At 40.3% G+C, this 19924-nt stretch carries 23 protein-coding genes; all 23 read right to left on the bottom strand.

All coding sequences use genetic code 11. From position 1 onward, the window contains the following. Positions 1-35 precede the first annotated feature (35 nt). Positions 36-683 carry a vitamin B12 dependent-methionine synthase activation domain-containing protein gene (locus ABE613_RS09995; protein WP_235231510.1) on the bottom strand — a complete coding sequence of 216 codons (648 nt, stop codon included), beginning with the start codon at positions 681-683 and terminating at the stop codon, positions 36-38. A 34-nt stretch (positions 684-717) separates the two neighbouring features. Continuing rightward, positions 718-2154: a glycogen synthase GlgA gene (glgA, locus tag ABE613_RS10000; protein WP_235231511.1), complete on the bottom strand. Its 1437-nt coding sequence runs from the start codon at positions 2152-2154 to the stop codon at positions 718-720. Between the two features lie 69 nt (positions 2155-2223). Continuing rightward, complete coding sequence (gene spo0A / locus ABE613_RS10005; RefSeq protein WP_235231512.1) at positions 2224-3012, bottom strand: sporulation transcription factor Spo0A; 789 nt, start codon at positions 3010-3012, stop codon at positions 2224-2226. A gap of 119 nt (positions 3013-3131) precedes the next feature. Then, a complete protein-coding gene (gene spoIVB / locus ABE613_RS10010) occupies positions 3132-4196 on the bottom strand; it encodes a SpoIVB peptidase (RefSeq protein ID WP_235231513.1) in 1065 nt (354 codons plus the stop codon). A gap of 100 nt (positions 4197-4296) precedes the next feature. After that, a complete protein-coding gene (recN, locus tag ABE613_RS10015) occupies positions 4297-5970 on the bottom strand; it encodes a DNA repair protein RecN (RefSeq protein ID WP_235231514.1) in 1674 nt (557 codons plus the stop codon). Between the two features lie 8 nt (positions 5971-5978). Beyond that, a complete protein-coding gene (argR, locus tag ABE613_RS10020; RefSeq protein WP_347376288.1) occupies positions 5979-6428 on the bottom strand; it encodes an arginine repressor in 450 nt (149 codons plus the stop codon). Between the two features lie 4 nt (positions 6429-6432). Next, positions 6433-7266 (bottom strand): NAD(+)/NADH kinase, encoded by an 834-nt coding sequence (locus ABE613_RS10025; RefSeq protein ID WP_347376289.1) that lies wholly within the window; start codon positions 7264-7266, stop codon positions 6433-6435. An 18-nt stretch (positions 7267-7284) separates the two neighbouring features. After that, positions 7285-8094 carry a TlyA family RNA methyltransferase gene (locus ABE613_RS10030; RefSeq protein WP_235231517.1) on the bottom strand — a complete coding sequence of 270 codons (810 nt, stop codon included), beginning with the start codon at positions 8092-8094 and terminating at the stop codon, positions 7285-7287. After that, entirely contained in the window at positions 8091-9965 is a 1875-nt protein-coding gene (gene dxs / locus ABE613_RS10035; protein WP_235231518.1) for a 1-deoxy-D-xylulose-5-phosphate synthase, read from the bottom strand. Before dxs ends, ABE613_RS10030 begins: the two co-directional genes overlap by 4 nt. A gap of 14 nt (positions 9966-9979) precedes the next feature. Then, positions 9980-10882, bottom strand: coding sequence for a polyprenyl synthetase family protein (locus ABE613_RS10040; protein ID WP_235231519.1), 903 nt, complete (start codon positions 10880-10882; stop codon positions 9980-9982). Then, complete coding sequence (gene xseB, locus ABE613_RS10045) at positions 10872-11096, bottom strand: exodeoxyribonuclease VII small subunit (protein ID WP_235231520.1); 225 nt, start codon at positions 11094-11096, stop codon at positions 10872-10874. The genes ABE613_RS10040 and xseB overlap by 11 nt, the downstream gene beginning before the upstream one ends. Beyond that, positions 11089-12300, bottom strand: a complete 1212-nt coding sequence (xseA, locus tag ABE613_RS10050; protein WP_347376290.1) for an exodeoxyribonuclease VII large subunit — start codon at positions 12298-12300, stop codon at positions 11089-11091. The genes xseB and xseA overlap by 8 nt, the downstream gene beginning before the upstream one ends. A gap of 16 nt (positions 12301-12316) precedes the next feature. Then, complete coding sequence (gene nusB / locus ABE613_RS10055) at positions 12317-12715, bottom strand: transcription antitermination factor NusB (protein ID WP_347376291.1); 399 nt, start codon at positions 12713-12715, stop codon at positions 12317-12319. After that, a complete protein-coding gene (locus ABE613_RS10060) occupies positions 12716-13099 on the bottom strand; it encodes an Asp23/Gls24 family envelope stress response protein (protein WP_235231523.1) in 384 nt (127 codons plus the stop codon). 120 nt (positions 13100-13219) lie between these two features. Then, positions 13220-14821 carry a peptide chain release factor 3 gene (locus ABE613_RS10065; protein ID WP_235231524.1) on the bottom strand — a complete coding sequence of 534 codons (1602 nt, stop codon included), beginning with the start codon at positions 14819-14821 and terminating at the stop codon, positions 13220-13222. 193 nt (positions 14822-15014) lie between these two features. After that, positions 15015-15650 carry a SpoIIIAH-like family protein gene (locus ABE613_RS10070; RefSeq protein ID WP_347376292.1) on the bottom strand — a complete coding sequence of 212 codons (636 nt, stop codon included), beginning with the start codon at positions 15648-15650 and terminating at the stop codon, positions 15015-15017. Between the two features lie 30 nt (positions 15651-15680). Then, complete coding sequence (locus ABE613_RS10075) at positions 15681-16280, bottom strand: SpoIIIAG-related protein (RefSeq protein WP_347376293.1); 600 nt, start codon at positions 16278-16280, stop codon at positions 15681-15683. Next, positions 16270-16647: a stage III sporulation protein AF gene (locus ABE613_RS10080; RefSeq protein WP_347376294.1), complete on the bottom strand. Its 378-nt coding sequence runs from the start codon at positions 16645-16647 to the stop codon at positions 16270-16272. The genes ABE613_RS10075 and ABE613_RS10080 overlap by 11 nt, the downstream gene beginning before the upstream one ends. A 9-nt stretch (positions 16648-16656) precedes the next feature. Next, complete coding sequence (locus ABE613_RS10085; RefSeq protein WP_235231528.1) at positions 16657-17817, bottom strand: stage III sporulation protein AE; 1161 nt, start codon at positions 17815-17817, stop codon at positions 16657-16659. Next, entirely contained in the window at positions 17814-18200 is a 387-nt protein-coding gene (locus ABE613_RS10090; protein ID WP_347376295.1) for a SpoIIIAC/SpoIIIAD family protein, read from the bottom strand. Before ABE613_RS10090 ends, ABE613_RS10085 begins: the two co-directional genes overlap by 4 nt. 16 nt (positions 18201-18216) lie before the next feature. Next, positions 18217-18411, bottom strand: a complete 195-nt coding sequence (gene spoIIIAC / locus ABE613_RS10095) for a stage III sporulation protein AC (protein WP_347376296.1) — start codon at positions 18409-18411, stop codon at positions 18217-18219. Between the two features lie 11 nt (positions 18412-18422). Beyond that, entirely contained in the window at positions 18423-18944 is a 522-nt protein-coding gene (locus ABE613_RS10100; protein ID WP_347376297.1) for a stage III sporulation protein AB, read from the bottom strand. Then, the gene (gene spoIIIAA / locus ABE613_RS10105; RefSeq protein ID WP_235231556.1) at positions 18941-19885 is read right to left on the bottom strand and encodes a stage III sporulation protein AA; all 945 of its coding nucleotides are present in this window, start codon (positions 19883-19885) and stop codon (positions 18941-18943) included. The genes ABE613_RS10100 and spoIIIAA overlap by 4 nt, the downstream gene beginning before the upstream one ends. Positions 19886-19924: the final 39 nt, after the last annotated feature.

Below are 19924 nucleotides of genomic sequence, written 5' to 3' on the forward strand. Positions count from 1 at the left end.
GTTGTCATCTCATCTGTTCATTCTTCCGCAATCCTCTATGGACATCTCCGATATATACAATCTTTTTTTTCACAAGCTTCACACCCTTTCATATGGCAAGGCTCTTTGCTTCGACTCACACCAATGACGGCTGTCACAGATTTCGTCGGCGTCAACATACTGCTGTCTGTCATAGTTAAACCGATGGTTTTTGCTGTATCCAGCATTCGTAAGATCATTTCCTGATGTTCAATAGGAAAGTCTCCATATCCTGGGCTGAATCTCGGCCTAAGATAGAGTCTATCTTTTTCTAATTCTTTTCCTATGCTCTGCTGACACTCATCCAGATATTCTTCCAGCATAGCTGCTGCACATGCCTGCAGTGTAACTACTCTGGCCATATCTGTCAGCGCGTACTTTCGCAACAGCATATCTACTCCTGCACCAAGAGTCGCTCCTAATATGACCGCTGATTGACACCCCGCCAAATTCTTTCCCAGATTTTTACTGATAATATTCAGCTTCCCAATTTGCAAACGATCTGTCTCCTTGAAGGATACGTCAAAAATGCGATAGATGATTCGCTTTCCCGCTATCTGGTCCAGTTCCGCAAACGAACTTTCCACTAAAGCAAGTGTATGATCATCTACCGCATGGCTTCCATATCCCAAGTAACGAATCGCCTCTTTCGTCCTTGTATCCATAACCTCGTCCTTCTACATATCTCTTGCGAACTTCTTACATACTATCGTATAATTCCTCATACTGTCTTGCAGAATTATTCCATGAGAAGTCCTGTGCCATAGCACGTTCAACAATCTTATTCCAGTCACGCTTTTTATCATAGTAAATGCGCTCTGCATAACGTATCGTCGCAAGCATCTCATGCGCATTGTAATTTGAAAAACTAAAGCCCGTACCAGTCTTTTCATATTCATTATATGGCTCTACCGTATCTTTCAAACCACCAGTTTCTCTTACAATCGGCAACGTTCCATAACGAAGACTCATCAACTGACTCAATCCACATGGTTCAAACAGAGATGGCATCAAAAATGCATCGCAGGAAGCATATATCTTATGGGAAAGTGCATCTGAGTAATAAATATTTGCAGATACCTTACCTGGATATTTCCACTCGAAATGGCGGAACATATTCTCATACTGTGCTTCTCCTGTTCCAAGCACTACCAATTGAATTGCATCCTGACAAAGCTCATCCATCACATAGGCCACAAGATCAAATCCTTTTTGATCTGTCAAACGAGATACCACACCAATCAACATCGTATGGCTGTCCTGAGTCAGATTAAGTTCTTTCTGAAGAGCAATCTTATTTTTGACTTTTTCTCGCCGGAAATTGCTGATCGAATATTTTTTCTCAATCTTTGTATCTGTCTCTGGGTTATATTCATCATAATCCAGACCATTTACAATACCTGACAAACAATTGGAGCGGGCATTCATCAGCCCATCCAGTCTTTCGCCATAGAATGGCATCTTGATCTCTTCTGCATAGGATTTACTTACCGTTGTGATCTTATCCGCATATACAATTCCGCCCTTCAGATAATTAGCATCTTTATATGCTTCTAACTTGTCCGGGGAAAAATAATACTCCGGAAGTCCCGTAATATCCCCTACTCTCTTAGCATCCCATGTGCCCTGGAACTTCAGATTATGTATCGTCATAATAGTCTTGATTCCGCGATAAAACTCATTGCCATAACGGAAATTATCCAGATATACAGGAACCAGCCCTGTCTGCCAGTCGTGGCAATGAATGATGTCTGGTCTGAAATCAATCAATGGAAGTGCGCTTAACACTGCTTTCGAAAAGAATGCAAATTTTTCAATATCGGCATACATATCGCCATAAGGTGCAAAACCATTGAAATAATATTCATTATCTATAAAATAGAATGTAATTCCTTCATATTCGTATATTAACACCCCTACATACTGCTTTCTCCAATTCAAATCCATGTAGAAGTGGGTATGATAAGTAAGTTTCTCCATCCACTCTTCTTTCATACACATGTATTTTGGCAGCATCACCCGAACGTCATATTTTTCTTTATTGAAATATTTGGGCAGAGAACCAACTACATCCGCAAGCCCACCCGTTTTTATAAAAGGTACTGATTCTGACGCTGCAAATAGTATTTTTTTCATAACTTTTCCTCCAAACCTCACAAATATAAATATATTATACCGTATTTTTTTTTAGAAGAAAAGTACCAATCAATTTTTATATTCTAATCTAATTGTATCCGCAATTAATGCAATAAATTCGGAATTTGTGGGTTTTCCTTTTCCATTGCTTACTGTATATCCAAACAAATCATCTAACGTATCTAATTTTCCTCTGCTCCAGGCAACTTCAATAGCATGCCTGATTGCTCTTTCCACTCTGCTTGCAGTTGTCTGATGCTTTTTCGCTACGGTGGGATAGAGGACTTTTGTAACTGCATTCAGTACATCCATATCCTCTACAGCCATCATGATCGCATCTCTGAGATAATGATATCCTTTGATGTGTGCTGGTATCCCTATTTCATGAATCATATCAGTGACCTTCGTTTCCAGATGAAGTTCCGGCTTTACTTCTTCTTGTTGACTCACCATATTCTGAGGTTTTAATTCATGGCGAATAATCTCATTGGCATGTTTAATCCTATTTAATACTGTTTCATTATTAAAAGGTTTCATAATGTAGTAACTTGCACCTCTTTTAAAGGCATCTTCTGTAATTCTTTCCTGTCCAACTGCTGTTACAACAATAAAATCAGGATGTTTTTTCAATTCTTTATCATTTCCGATCATCTCCATTACGCTCAATCCATCCATTTTCGGCATAATCAGATCAAGCAGAACTACATCCGGCTGTTTTTCCTTGATCAGTTGGTACATATCCTCCCCATTGTTCGCCTTCCCGACCAGTCGTAATTCCTTATCGCTGCTTATTATTTCGTCAAGCAGATCCAGAATTCTTTCATTGTCGTCGGCTATTGCCACATTTATCTCTCCCATTTTCTGTGATGCCTCCTTCTCTTACATCAAAAACCGTCGAGTTTGATTATATAATTTGACATATCTCAAATCAAGAAATTGCTGTCGTAAAAACTTGACTCTAATCGACAAGTTTTTTATTATTTGACATTTTTCAGCATATTTTCGATAAATACACCATATCCTTTTGTAGCATCTTGTACAAACACATGTGTTACTGCACCCACAAGTTTTCCATTTTGAATAATCGGACTTCCACTCATTCCCTGGACAATTCCGCCTGTGATTTCAAGAAGTTTTTCATCTGTCACTTCAATGACAATTCCTTTATTGATCTCCTGCGTTCCTTTGTCGATTTTTGTAATACGAATCTCGTAATCTTTTACTTCGCCTTCAACAGCGCACCGTATAACTGCCGGTCCTACTTCGATTTCTTCTTTTGATGCAGTTTCCATCGGTTTAAGATCCGTAAAAAGAGAATCAATACGATCAATTGTTCCAAATATCCCGCAATCAGTATTTTCAGTTATAGTGCCAAGTACATTATAATTATTATAAACAATAATACCTTCCATGCCGCCAGGTGTTCCGTTTTCTCCTTTCTTAATATCTTTGATACTGGTCTCATATACGGTCCCATTGTCAATTTCTAACAGCGTATTGGTATCCACATCATGAATTCCATGTCCTAATGCTCCAAAGCGACTGTCTGCATTTAAAAAAGTGATGGTCCCCAGCCCTTGCGCATTATCTTTGACCCAGATTCCAAGTTTATATCCCTCTTGACCACATGACACTGGTTTTAATTTTATATCAATATACTCGTCATCCCTTCTAACTTTCAGAATGGTCTCTTTCTTGTCCAAATGTTTGACAGCTTCCTGTAATTCTTCCTTATCGCGAATCTCTTGATCATCCAAAGCGACAATATAATCTCCTGCTTTTACAAGGTGGGCTCCGGGCTCATACTCCATCCCATCCTCCCCTGTAATTGGTTCTGTTCCCAGCACCATAACGCCTTCTGTCTCCAGATAGATTCCTATCGGCATCCCGCCGGGAATCACCATGTTACCAGAAGCCGTCTCTGCATTTACTTCTTGCTGTAATTTATTCTGCTGATATTCATTCATGTAATATCCACTGCTTATAGCAACCGTAAATGTTGTAATCATAATCAGAATTCTTCGATACCAGTATTTTCTCATCGTACAACCTCACTTTACTTATTATCAGACAAAAAGAAAGATAGATATCCATTTTGGATATCTATCTTATTATGTGATGTTTTCAATAATTTACTCTGTTTTACTTCATCTGATTCGCAAGTTCTTTCATCTCAACAGCACTTTGAATCACAGTGTCTGTGATTTTTGCTCCGCCAAGAATTCTTGCCAGCTCATGAATAGATTCTTTTTCATCCAATGGGAAGATACTCGTTCTGGTAATTCCTTCTTGTGTCTTCTTCTCTATCATGTAATGATGGTCCGCCATTGCTGCAATCTGTGCCAGATGCGTAATACAGATTACCTGGTGTTTTCTTCCGATTACAGCCATTTTTTCAGAGACTTTTTGTGCTGTTCTTCCGCTGATTCCCACATCAATTTCATCAAAAATCAATGTTTCAATATCGTCACGCTCTGCCATAACCGTCTTGATGGCAAGCATAATTCTGGATAATTCGCCGCCGGATGCAACATTCGCCAAAGGTTTTAACGGCTGTCCAGGATTCAAAGATATCATAAATTCAATATCATCAATTCCTTCTGAAGTATAATTTTTAGTCTTCTCGAACTGAATCTTAAACTGAACACCCTCAAAATTCAGATCCTTAAGTCCTTCTTCAATTGATGTTTCCAGGATGAATGCCTGTTCCTTGCGAAGTTTTGACAATTTTTCTGCCGATTCTTCAAAAGATCTTTCCGCCTGCGTACATTGCTCTTTTAACTCTTCAAGATAATGGTCAAAATCCTCCAGAATCCGAATCCTCTCTTCCTGCTTTTTACAATAATCACAGATTTGTTCTATACTGTCACCATACTTTGTCTTTAGATGATTCAGTTCATTCAGACGGTTTTCCGTCTCATAGAACTCTTCATCAGAGAATTCGCAAGTCTTGCTGTATTCTGAAAGCTCACGGTTGAAATCATTCAACAGGCTGTCTACTTCAACCAACTGTTCATACAGTTCTGAAGCTTTTGCATCGTATTCAGCGATTTCTGAAAGAGAACGAATCGCGCGGCTCAATGCTTCACTGGCATTATCATTTCCCTCACTAGTGTATGTATATGCTTCATTCACTGATTCTACGATTCTCTTGCTGTTCGTCATTCGACGATATAAAACCTCCAGATCTTCATCTTCTCCTGGCTGAAGATCAGCATTGTGGATCTCATCCACTTCAAACTTAAGAAAGGAGAGTTCTTTCGCGCGCTGAGCTTCATCCGTCTGCATCTCATTCAGTTTTTTTATACAAGCTTTATATTCCTTATATGCCTTCTCGGTCCTTTGCCGCAATTCACCGATTGAATCTCTGGCAAATGCATCTACAATTCCAAGATGATTCTTTTTATACAACAGAGACTGATGCTCATGTTGTCCGTGAATATCAATCAGAATCGCTGCCACTTCTTTCAAAAGGCCGATTGACACTGTCTCGCCATTGATTCTGCTGACACTTCTTCCAGTCATCATGCGTCGACTAAGTGTCACCATCCCATCTTCCGGATAGATATCTAACTTGTTCAACTTTTCCTTCTGGTGTTCATTTTCTACCAGAAATGTTAATTCTACAAAGCCATATTCCGCACCTTGCCTCAAAATATCTTTCGAATACCTTCCTCCAAGTGCCAGATTCACTGACCCTAAAATAATAGACTTTCCTGCACCAGTTTCCCCGGTAAGGATATTCAGTCCATCTTTAAATTCCACTTCTATTTCATCAATCAGTGCAAGATTTTTTACATGCAAACTCTGTAACATTCTGCCTCCTATAAGACAATCTTACTAATCTTATCCATCACTTTTATAGTATCATCAACACTTCGGATCGCACACATAATCGTGTCATCTCCGGCAATACTCCCTACAACTTCATTCCATTTCATAGCATCAATTGCTGCACATACCGCCATTGCCATTCCAGCCACCGTTTTAATAACAAGTATATTTTGTGCCATATCCATGGACACGAATCCATCTTTCAATACACGAATATATTTTTCACTCATGCCGTTTTCAGCGCTCTGATGTACTGCATAACGCTGCTTGCCATTATCAGCCGGCACTTTCGTTAATTTCAGATCTCTGATATCACGGGACACGGTTGCCTGCGTCACTTTGAAACCTTCTTTGTTCAGATATTCTGCTAATTCTTCTTGCGTTTCAATGTAATTTTTATTAATTAGTTCAATAATCTTTGCATGTCTGTTTACTTTCATGACGCTAATTTCCTTTCATCTTTCTACGTAATGTTTCCAAAAAGCTGATATTACTTAACTTCATAATCGTTGTAGATGCTTCTGACTTTTTCACCGTGACTCTGTCTTTGGTCCTAAGGACTACCGTATCTGCTCCGTCAAACGTAACAAATACTTCTTCTTCCGAATCATTACGGCCTTCACCGATCTCAATTACAATCTCATCTTCTGCTGACAATACAATACTGCTTGTATTCAACGCATGAGAACAAATCGGTGTAATTACGATCAATGATGCAGTCGGCTCAACAATTGGCCCTCCAGCCGATAAATTATATGCAGTGGAACCTGTCGGTGTCGACAATATAACTCCATCTGCTTCATAAGAATTCAACAATTCCCCATTCACGTATAATCGAAAATGAATAACTCGCAGCTCTCCTTTACGGGATACCACAATATCATTTAAGGAGACATCACAACTTCCGTCATCAAAGATCCCTTGCAGCATCATTCGTTTTTCAAATGTATAGTCGCCTTTCAACATTTGCTGAAAAGCTTCATCGATATGTGTTACTTCAACCTCTGTGAGATAACCAAGTGTTCCCATATTAATTCCCAAAATCGGTACTTCTCGTTTCCAAAGCATACGAGCCACTTCAATCAGGCTGCCATCTCCCCCAATCACGATTGCGCATCCGATTTCAGCTGGCACGGAATCCCGAATAATCTTTTTATTTTCATCTTTTTTGCATAAAATGCATTCTTTTCCAGCAGATTCCAACAGATTCATTATCTGATTGGTAATAGCGTGATCTTTATCTTTTCCGTCATTTGTAACAATTAAAAACCTGTCCATAATCTGTGTTCTTTCCCCTTAATTTTTTGCAAGAGTGTCAAATGCCTGATCTACAATGTCCTGTATGTCAACATTGCCCGTTATTTCCCCGGAGCCCTCACATTTTTCCAAATGAACCAGATATTCTATATTTCCTTCTGGTCCTTTGATTGGCGAAAACTCCAGATTCAATACATCAAAACCAATAGATAACGCATACTCAATAACAGTTGTTATTACTTCCAAATGTGTACTTTTCTCCCGTACTACACCTTTCTTTCCAACTTTTTCTCTTCCCGCCTCAAACTGCGGTTTAATCAAAGCAACAATCTGTCCTTTCTCTCTAAGATAATTACGGATTGGCAACAGCACTTTAGTCAGTGAAATGAACGACACATCTATAGATGAGAAATCAACAGGTTCACCAATATCTTCTGGTGTCACATAACGAATGTTTGTCTTTTCCATACATACAACTCTATCATCTTGTCGAAGCTTCCAATCAAGCTGCCCACGTCCAACATCAATAGCAAAGACCTTAACTGCTCCATTCTGCAGCATACAATCTGTAAACCCGCCAGTAGAAGATCCGACATCAGTACAGACCTTTCCCGCCACGCTTACATCGAAATTCTTAATTGCTTTTTCTAATTTCAAACCGCCTCTGCTCACATACGGAAGTGTATGTCCCCTCACTTCAATCTGAACTTCTTCTGCAAAAGTCGTACCTGCCTTGTCTTCCCGTTGACCCTCCACAAACACATTGCCTGACATTATGATTGCTTTCGCCTTCTCACGCGACGGAGCAAGATTTCTTTTTACAAGTAATACATCTAAACGTTCTTTCATACTCTCTCCCACATTTTATCATATAGTTCCTGAATTCTTCTGGTCATCGTCTTAACATCAATTCCAGTTTCTTTCCGTAATACTTCAATACTTCCATGCTCTATATAGTCATCTGGAAGTGCCAGTGGAAGTACTTTTACATTTAAATTTTCCCTGGATACATACTCCAACACATGTTCGCCATAACCACCCGTCTGCACATTTTCCTCAATCGTTGCAATCAAACGATGATTCTTGCCAAGCTTTCGAATCATTTCTTCATCAATCGGTTTTACAAATCTTGCATTCACAAGCGTACAAGAATATCCTGCCATTTTCAGCTGTTCCCGTACTTTTACCGCGTCTTCGAACATATGACCAACAGATACAACTGCAATCTCTGATTCTTCATAAATCATCTCACTCTTTCCAAGCATGATCGGTTCTCGAAAATCTTCATATTCATCATAAGCACTTCCTCTTGGATACCGAAGCGCAATTGGTCCATCATAAGACAATGCAAACCGAAGCATATCCGCTAACTCCCATTTGTGTTTCGGCGACATGACTACCATATTAGGAATATTACTTAAATAAGACAAGTCAAAGATTCCCTGATGCGTCTCTCCATCACTGCCTACCAATCCTGCACGGTCAACAGCAAAAACAACCGGAAGATTCTGAAGTGCTACATCATGAATCAGCTGATCATATCCTCGCTGAAGGAAGGAAGAATACACAGCAAATACCGGATGCACTCCTCCGGCTGCCAGACCTGCTGCAAATGTAACTCCATGTTCTTCTGCAATTCCAACATCAAAAAAACGTTCTGGATACATCTGTCGGAATCGTTTTAGACCAGTCCCATCCGTCATAGCTGCCGTAATCGCCACAATATCCGGATGATTTCTGGCCTCATCACAAAGGACTTTACCAAAGACATCCGTATAACTATCTCTCTTTTTGGGACTTTCTGGTTCTCCAGTCTCAATCTGAAATGGTCCAATTCCATGGAACTTATCAGGCTGTTTTTCTGCAGGTTCATATCCTTTTCCCTTTTCGGTAATCACATGAAGCAGTACAGGTCCCTCTATCTTCTGTGCGTCATGAAATGCTTTACACAGCATCGATAGATTATGTCCAGGGATCGGCCCCAGATAAGTAATTCCCATATCTTCAAAAAACATACCAGGAACGACTAGCTGCTTTATACTGCTTTTTGTCCGGTGGAGTTGATCAATTACATGTTCTCCTACCACAGGAATCTTATTCAGTGCATTGGTTACTCCTTTTTTTAAGCCAGTGTAGATATCTGCTGTTCGAAGTCCTGCCAGATACTTAGACATTCCTCCTACATTTTCTGATATCGACATCTTATTATCATTCAATACAATTATAAAATTAGTCTTTAGAAGTGACGCATTATTCAGTGCTTCATACGCCATTCCTCCAGTCAGTGAACCATCTCCGATCACTGAGATAACATGATATTTTTCTCCTTTGATATCTCTGGCATGAACATAACCCAGCCCTGCCGATATAGATGTAGAGCTGTGCCCGGTATCAAACGCATCACAGGCACTTTCTTTGCGCTTAGGGAAGCCACTCATTCCTCCATATTTACGCAGATCATCAAATCCCTCTTTTCTTCCGGTTAAAAGCTTATGTGTATAAGCCTGATGACCGACATCCCAGATAATCTTATCTTCTGGAAGCTGAAAGACCAGATGCATAGCCATTGTCAATTCCACGACCCCAAGATTAGATGCAAGATGACCACCTGTCTTACTAATCTTTTCAATCAAAAAATGTCGGATTTCTTCCGCTAACTGATCTAACTCATCTGGATTCAGTTCTTTAATATCATTTGCCTTTTGTATACGTTCTAACATAATCAGGTTCCCCTCTATTTGTCTCTGTGAATCAGTTGAATCAACAACTGTTCCAGATATTTATTTTCTCCTGATAACTGATGCAAAAGTCCAATTGCTTTTTCCGAAAGCTCCTCTACGACCTTTCCCGCCTCAGTTGTTCCCATTAATGTGACATACGTCGTCTTTTCATTCTTTTCGTCACTGTGAATTGGCTTTCCAAGCACTTCTTCTGTACTAGTCACGTCCAGGATATCATCTTGAATCTGAAAAGCAATTCCTACATAATGAGCAATTTTTTCCACTTTTTTTACTTCTTCCTCAGTAGCACCAGCCAAGATTGCACCAATCATCATTGATGCCTCTATCAACGCTGCCGTCTTCAATTCATAGATTGTGTCCAACACCTCTTTGGTCACGGCATGTCCTGTCTCTTTTACGTCAATCACCTGACCGCCGATCATACCATATATTCCGGCCTTTTCTCCCAAAACCGTCAATGCTCTTCCAATCAAAAGTCCATCTTCTGGATCTGACACAAAAGCTTTAAAAGCAGTCTCAAATGCATAATTAAGCAAGGCATCCCCCGCCAGAATTCCCATATCTTCTCCATAGACCACATGCGTTGTTTTTCTTCCACGTCTATACTCATCATTATCCATCGCCGGTAGATCATCATGCACAAGAGAGTAAGTATGTATCATCTCAATTGCTGCCATAAATGGCTGAATCGCTTTGGAAGTTCCCTGAAACAAAGAGTATGTCTCTTGCATCAGCATTGGCCGCAGACGCTTTCCACCAGCCAGAAGACTATAACTCATCGCTTCCATTATGACGCTTTGATATCCCTTCTGTTTCGGAAGATATTCCTGTAAGATACCCTCGATATTCTGAACTTTCTGCTTCATTTGTATCTGAAAATCATCTTTAGAACTCATGAGTCTCTCCTTCTTCATCTAATATCAGCATTTTTTTCTCTACTTTGTCTATTTTATCATTACACTGTTTTAACAGATCCATACCTTTATGGTATAACTGAAAAGAATCTTCCAGAGAAATTTCTTCTTTTTCCATCTTCTGGATCGTATCTTCCAGTTGACCAAAAAGTTCTTCCAGATTCTGTCCCTCTTGTAATTCTGCCTGATTAGCCATGCTGCTCCTCCTTCACCTCTTCCACAACAGCGTGTATTACTCCATCTGTCACATACACGGACAATAGATCCTGCGGACGCACTTGCTCAATACTTTTAACAACAGTTCCTGATTCACTTTCTACATACGAAAAACCATGATTCAGCTTTTGAATCGGCGATAATCCTTTCATAATCTCCATGTAAATAGCCATCCTGTGTCTGGCATCTCTGACCTTCCCATCCATCAACGCCCGAAGTCGATCTTCTAATTCCACGATTCTTTGCTGATGTTCTTGTAATTTGTAACGTGGATGTAGATATTTTAACCTTGTCTGTAGTTCTTTCAGATGAAGGCGTTCCATCTGTATCCTCTGAGCCAGAAGTCGATTCATTTTGAATTGATATTCCTGCAATCGCTGCTCGGTCTGCCGAACATCACTGACCGCCAATTCTGCAGCTGCTGACGGAGTCGGTGCCCGAAGATCAGCCACATAATCTGCAATTGTAGTATCCGTCTCGTGACCAACCGCAGAGATTATCGGAATACTACAGTTAAAGATTGCTCTGGCAACTTCTTCTTCATTAAATGCCCACAAATCTTCTATCGAACCACCGCCACGGCCCACAATCATTACGTCAACATCTGCTTTTTCCAGCATCTGGATTCCTCGTACAATGCTTTCCTTTGCTCCCTCGCCCTGTACCTGGGCAGGATATAGTATCAGCTGGACATAAGGATTCCTGCGCGCAGTAATATTCATAATATCCCGGATTGCGGCTCCTGTGGAAGCCGTTACTACACCAATCCGTCTGGCATAGGCCGGGATCGGCTTTTTATACTCAGGCGCAAACATACCCATCTCTTCCAGTTCTTTCTTCAACATCTGAAAACGTTCATAGAGAAGCCCATCTCCATCGAGATGAATTTCTCTGGCATAGAGCTGATAGGAACCACTTCGCTCATAGACATTTACCGATCCCAGAACCACTACCTGCTGACCTTCGCTCATACGAAAAGAGAGTCCGCCTCGCTGCCCTGCAAACATAACACAGGCAATCGTTCCAGACTCATCTTTTAATGAAAAATATATATGTCCTGATGTGTGATACTTACAGTTCGAGACTTCACCCTTCACATAGATACGGTTCAGCATATAATCCTGGGTAAACATATTTTTAATATATGCATTTACCTGTTTTACAGTATATACATTTCGAGCCATTATCTACCTCTGCTTATTATTCTGCAAGTTTTCCAAGCACAGCATTTATGAAAGCAGGGCCTTCATTACTACTATACTTTTTCGCTAATTCTACTGCCTCATCAATTGCTACGCCTGTCGGTACATCTTCATCCCACTTCATCTCATATACAGCAAGTCTGAGAATCGTCAGATCCACCTTGTTCATTCGACTGGTCTTCCATCCGGTAGTATGCTCATTAATCAACGAATCAATTTCCGCAATCTTCTCCGCAATTTTAGATGATTTGGTTCGAATATAATCCAGATCTTTTTCCCTGGCATCCTCTAATTGTTCAAAATAAAGCTGTAATTGTTCTGGCATTTCCTGCTCTGCATTAAACTCTACTCCAAACAATACCTTAAAGATATGTTCTCTTAACTCTGTTCTCTTCACTTATACTTCCTCCGGCACATCTACCCCGGCCACACGGATATTCACGTCAGCAACTTCAAGACCTGTCATATTTTCAATTGCCGCTTTTACCTTCTCCTGCACCTTAGCTGTAGTCTCTTTGATACTATACCCATACTTCAGGTTCAGCGCCAGTGAAACGGTAACAATTCCTTCCAGTACATCAACTTTTACTCCTTTAGACAGAGACTTCATTCCCAACTTGCTAATCAACTCTCTGGTCGCATTCCCGGCCATTGATGACACACCGTCCACTTCCATCGCTGCAAGACCGGCAATGATAGATACAACATCATCTGCGATCTTAACCTCTCCAAGATTCTCGTCAGCTTTTATTGTATACGTACTTTTCTCTTCTTTACTCATTCTAGAAACCTCCTGTCTCATCTTACAATTCATTTTATTATATCAAATTTATACACATTTGCAAAGTGGGGACGGGGGTTTTTTCATTTTCCCCCGTCCCAAATTAAATTTACCGTGTCCCTATCTGCCAAATTCGGATAATTCTAGTCCGTTGTTTCTTTCCAATGTCATACGGATGCTCCAGTCATTGACGAACAGGAGTAACGGACGTCCTTTCAGATCTTTTACTTTCTTCATATCTGAAGTTCCAGTGAGTTTATCGAGATCAATATCTGTATTTTCTATCCAGCGAATGTGTTCATATGGCAGAGTATCCAGACGGATCTCTACGTTATATTCATTCTCAAGTCTGTATTTCAGTACATCAAACTGGAGAACACCAACTACTCCAACGATAATTTCTTCCATTCCTGTATTATATTCCTGGAATATCTGGATTGCACCTTCCTGAGCGATCTGGTTGATACCTTTGATGAACTGCTTTCTCTTCATGGTATCTACCTGACGCACTCTTGCAAAATGTTCTGGCGCAAAGGTCGGGATTCCTTCATATGCAAATTTATCACCGGATGTCGTCAGAGTATCTCCAATGGAAAAGATTCCCGGATCAAATACACCGATGATGTCTCCACCATATGCTTTTTCAATCATCTTCCTTTCACTTGCCATCATCTGCTGTGGCTGAGAAAGCCGTACTTTTTTGCCGCCTTGTATATGAAATACATCCATTCCTGCTTCGAATTCACCGGAACAGATTCTCATAAATGCAATTCTGTCTCTGTGTGCCTTATTCATATTCGCCTGAATCTTGAATACAAATGCAGAGAATTCTGATTCTTCCATCGGATCTATCGCCCCCTGATCAGACATTCTTGGAAGCGGTGAAGTCGTCATTTTTAAGAAATGTTGTAAAAATGTCTCTACTCCGAAATTTGTAAGTGCTGATCCAAAGAATACAGGTGACAATTCGCCTTTACTGACTAATTCCTGATCAAATTCTGCACCGGCACCATCCTGAAGTTCAATCTCTTCTTCAAGCTTCTCCCTTTGTTCTTCTGTCACCCAATCTGTAATCTCAGGGGCATCGATTGCGATCTTCTTTACTTCACCCTGTGTTGTTCCCTTATGGGTATCGGAAAAAAGTTCTACTTTCTTCGTTGCTCTGTCATAAACCCCTTTAAATTCCTTACCTGAACCAATCGGCCAGTTTACCGGGCAGGTTGCAATTCCAAGCTCGCTTTCAATATCATCCAAAAGCTCGAATGTGTCCAACGCCTCACGATCCATCTTATTAATAAATGTAAAAATTGGAATGTGACGCATAGTACATACCTTGAACAGCTTTCTGGTCTGTGCCTCGACACCTTTCGATGCATCAATGACCATCACCGCAGAATCAGCCGCCATCAGGGTACGGTAAGTATCTTCCGAGAAATCCTGATGTCCAGGCGTATCCAGAATATTAATACAATAGCCGCCATAATTAAACTGCAATACGGAAGACGTAACAGAGATACCTCTTTCCTTCTCAATTTCCATCCAGTCAGACACGGCATGCTTTGCAGTGGCTTTTCCCTTGACACTTCCGGCCTGATTGATGGCTCCTCCATACAACAGGAACTTTTCTGTCAATGTTGTTTTACCGGCATCCGGGTGGGAAATAATTGCAAATGTTCTTCTTTTTTTAATCTGCTCCTTTACTTCATTCGTAATCTGTGACATATATATAAACACTCCTATAAATAATATAACCGTTTTTACACGCTATTAGTCAGTATAACACACCTTTTTTCATTCCTCAATTACGAATTTTCGGAATCTATCAAAGAATCCCGAATCCACCATTGTCAGCTTCCTTCGGATGCATAAAATAAAAAAGGAAACCCGAAATGGATTTCCTTAATCTATTCATGATTTATTCCGATTTTCCTTCATTATATACAGGCGTGATTACGATATTCTGCGCTGCCACTCCGGTCTTTCTGGTAACAATATCTTCAATCTGGGCCCGATTCGCATCACTCAATTCTGCGGCATTGACAACTACATCCGCAGTATCGGCTGTTAAACTGACGACAACTTCATCAAACCCTTTGGATGCAAGCAATGTCTCTGCCGCTGCTTCTTTTTCTGCCAATTCAGTCATTGCTACCATCTGATTGACTGCTTCCTGTTTCTGTTCATCACTTAGATTCTCATTATCTATGATTTCCATCAAAGATTCTTTGTTCTTTGCACGCACCTGCTCTCTGGTTACCTTCGCTTCTGCCACAACACCGCTTGCCTCTCCGCTTGTAAGTACTGCTTCCCCTGGAGTTCCGTCTACGCTGTCACCTGCATCACTGTCCTGACTTTCGATATCACCCGCTGAACTTTCCAGATCTTCCTCCGAAATATCCAAAAGTTCCTGATTCGCCAATTCTGCATTTGTCTGTTCTGCATCATTTTTCTCACCAAATATTTTGCCGGAATAATTCAAGTATCCGGCCGCTGCGATCATAACAGCCAATGCTGCAATAATAATCTGGTTCTTCTTCAAAATTCGTTTCACTGTTCATCCTCCTACCATGCCACTTATTTTTTAACTTTTCTTCATTACCCTAATCTTATGCGTGTCTATTCCAAATAATGCTTGGACAGCTTCAGTTATATTCTGTTTCACGACTGCATTATCACCACCTTCCGCAAGAACAACTACTCCTTCTACCTGAGGGCTTAATTCTTTACTTATATAGGGCTCCTGACTCTGCGTATTGTCTCCGTTATATACAGTGGTTTCTCCATGCGTACTGTTCTGCGTTGTACGTGTCCCTCCCTGACTGTCTGTCTCCGTAACCGTCTCGCTGTCCGCCTCTATATCCTTTTCCACCACTTTCTCTGCAGAAGACTCCAAAGTAATCATAACCGTGACTTTGCCAGTTCCTTCCATCTGTGATAAGACATTTTCCAGCCGCCTTTCTAGTTTCGAAAGATACACATCCTGCTCGGTATCAATTCCGCTTCCTGCAGTTGAAACCGTTTCTTCTTCATAAGTATCCGATTGTTCTTTCTTTTGTTCTGTAGGAAGAGCAATGACAAGTAAAAGAACTCCCACCAAAAAAATAATCATTAGCTGATCTTTCTTTATATTTTTTATTGAGAAATCCTTTGGAATCTTAAACCACTTCTTCTTATCTTCCAATTCTTATCTCCTCCACATCAATTTCCATATTTTCTTCACTGCCTTCTTCATTTTCGTTATCATCCTGATATTCCTTCTGAACTTCATTCAGATATTCTTCCGGATTAATTGTTTCCAGATAATCTGTGGAATTCTCTATTTTTTCAATCTGAGTCAAATATTCATCATTCTCGTATAGATTTTCCCAACTGCTCTCCATTCCCAAGAGTTTCACTATCGGCGCAGCCAGCATAATAATCAGGACCAGCCCCGTAAAGAAGCGCAGATATCGTTGATATCCCTTATCAGGAATAATATGCATAACCGCTGTGATCATAACCATATAAAACGCAAGATTTTCCATCCATTGATACAGATATTCAAACATCACATCACCTTAGATATTTCCCGTTGTTGCTGCCACTACAACGATTGTAAGAAGGAACAAAACTCCTGTCGTAAATAAGACTTTTAATAAGAGATGGCATCCTTCACTGACTGTTTCTACACACCCCACCATTCGTTTATCAGAGATTGGCTGGATCAAGGCTGCCATTAATTTGTATAAAAATATAATACATATAATCTGAAGCATTGGCACAACACAAAGGGCAATACAGATTACTGCTCCAGTCATGCCAATACCATTTTTTACTAAAACCGCTGTCCCTAGCACAACTTCTGTGATTCCGCCGATTGCATCTCCAACTCCCGGAATTGCCTCTGCACTGCGTGTAACGACACTTCGTTTTACCGTATCAATAGCCGGATTAATCAACCCCTGAACTACATTTAACCCTATAATACACGCTAATAAAGTTTTTAAGATCCAAGATACGCCCAGTTCAATAAGCTCCGAAAACTTACTGAGATAATCTTCCTCAGACAGATAATTTAGTACTTTTACCATCATGTAGATATGTATCAATGGAAGTAAAAAATTAGCCACCAGAAGTTCTACCAGATAAATCAGAAATAAAACCAGATTATAAAAAGCAACGGATGTAACACTACCTTTTGCAATTGCAACTGCCAAAAAATACAATGGACAAAACACTCCCATAAACGAAGTCAGATTTGTAATCCCACCGCTGACCCAGTCTACTACAGCTGCAAAAGAACTTAATGTCAATGCAATCACCAGAAGATATAAGACATAAAAACTGATTTCTGCAATTTGGCGGCTTTGAAAAACTCTGGAAAAATTCGTAAATACTGCTGCAATCACAGCGATCAGAAGAATATGAATCAGATTGTCTTTGCTGACTCGAAATGCATATCCGACCTGGTCTTCCAATAACCGATTCAGCAATTCTGCAGAGAAAGTCAGATCCCCAGAAAGAATCCCCAATAATGTTTCCTTAAAATCCATCTTTTCTTCTGGAAATAAATCTTTCAGAACATCGTTGATATCCTCAAAATCAAACTGGTCTATCATTTCTTCTTTCAGTCTGCTTTGTTCTTCCTCTGTTTCCGCTGCCGATACCTGACCTCCAATCCCAATCCACACAGCCATGATTTCAAATATCGTAAGCCATATAATCAGCCTTTTTCTCATGACAAAAACCCCTTGATTGTATCCAGAAGCGCCATAAGAATCGGCATGCTTAATAACATAACTGCCAGTTTGCCGAATATTTCAATCTGCGTGGCAATCGTCTGATATCCTGAATCTTTGCAGATGCTGGAAGAGAATTCTGCCACATAAGTAATTCCTAGCATTTTCATTAATGTGCCTATATAAGACTGATCCATCTTAATATAATTTCCAATTGTTTTCACGGCATCCAAGATGATATCCAGTTGTCCAAGAATGCAGGAAAAAATAATCAGACTCAACGCAGCGCTTATATAGATACCATATTCTGATTTTCCACTTTTGAATTGTACTGCCAGAAGTGTTCCCGCAACTCCCAGAATCCCAATCTGCAGCATATTCATATGTATCCCTTCTTTCCTATAACGAAAACAGTTGCCGGATGGAAGAAAACAATTCATATATATATGGTACAATCCAAAACAGCACCAGTATCAGACCTGCCAGACTTGTCAGAAATGCCTGTTCTTCTCTCCCACTGTGTTTTAAGACCTGGCACAGTACTGATACCAATATTCCAACCGCCGCAATCTTAAAAATTAGATTTATACTCATTTATGCCTCCTTTATATCAGCAGGATCGTAACAAAGATTCCACTCATGACACCCAGACAACGATATAATCTGATTCTTGAATTCATCGTTTCATGTTGTTCTTCCATAGACAGATTCAATTCTTCCAGATAAAGATCCAGCGTCCGGACCTGCATCTCAATATCTGCAATTCCAAATTGTCCGCCCAGTGCCGATAATCTATCCAGAACATCTTTCGGAAGTCCGGCATCTGCAAGATATTTTCGTGTGTTTTCTTCCCATATGATTGAAAATACCCCTCCGGTTCTTCTTTCTGTCTGTTCCGCCAGCTGCTTCATCCAACTCTTGTATGGCTCTTTGGATGATACTGCAATCTGCTGAAATGCTTCGCCCAGATATGCTCTAGAATAAAAGATCTCACTACGGAGCCGGTAGATCAACTTCTGAAGATATCTCATCTGTTCATATTGATCCCGAATGTGCTCTGCAGCCACAATTCCTCCACAGGCAGATATCATTATAACAATCAGACTTCCTATAACTTTCAACATCATGACACTTGTAACGTCTCCCGATACAAAAGAGTTCCTCTGCTGTCATAGATTCCTTCTACCTGTCCTACATGTTCCCGGTTTTCCAGCAATACATACCGTTCAAACCGTTTTTCAGCCACCATCTGATCAAACAAAGGCTTCTTCCGTAATTCTTCCATAGAATCTGCATGCACGGTTGCCAGCATCTTACATCCACAATGCATGGCATATTCAATAGCATGTACATCCTCTGCCGTTCCAATTTCATCCACCGCAATCACTTCCGGCCCCATGGAACGAATCAACATGATCATACCCTCTGCTTTCGGGCAGCAGTCCAATACATCCGTACGGATTCCAAGCTGAGTCTGTGCTACTCCCATATAACATCCGCCGAGTTCCGAGCGCTCATCTACTACTCCAACTGACATTCCGTTTATCCATCCATTTCCATTGGAAATTTGTCGGATCATATCCCTTAGCAGAGTTGTTTTTCCACACCGCGGCGGTGATACGATCAATGTATGGTACAATTTTTTGTTATACGTTATAAACGGAAATATCGGATCCGCACATCCAAGAATCTCATGAGACATTCTCAGATTAATTGACGAAATATATCTTAAATTCTTTACTTTTCCATTTTCAATGATTGCCTGTCCTGTCATTCCAACTCTATGTCCTCCTTCAATCGTAATATATCCTTGCTTCATTTCCTGCTCATATGCATATAAAGAATAATTACTGATATATTCCAGCATTTCTCTGATGTCTTCCCTGGTAACGATATAAGGCTTGCCCCGCTGATTGCCAGGTATTATCTCCTCTCCGCGGTAAACCAGAAGCAGCGGCTTCTCCACACGTAGTTTAATCTCCTGCAAATACTCATATTGCAGATGTTCTTTACCGATCAACACCCGAATGCTGCGGGGTAAAACACTTAATATTCGATTCTCTTGCATCATTGTCCACCTCTTTAACTCAATATATGTTCCAATCCA

Source organism: Dorea chungnamensis (assembly GCF_039832125.1).
In the GTDB taxonomy this organism is placed as follows: Bacteria; Bacillota; Clostridia; order Lachnospirales; family Lachnospiraceae; genus JAFBIX01.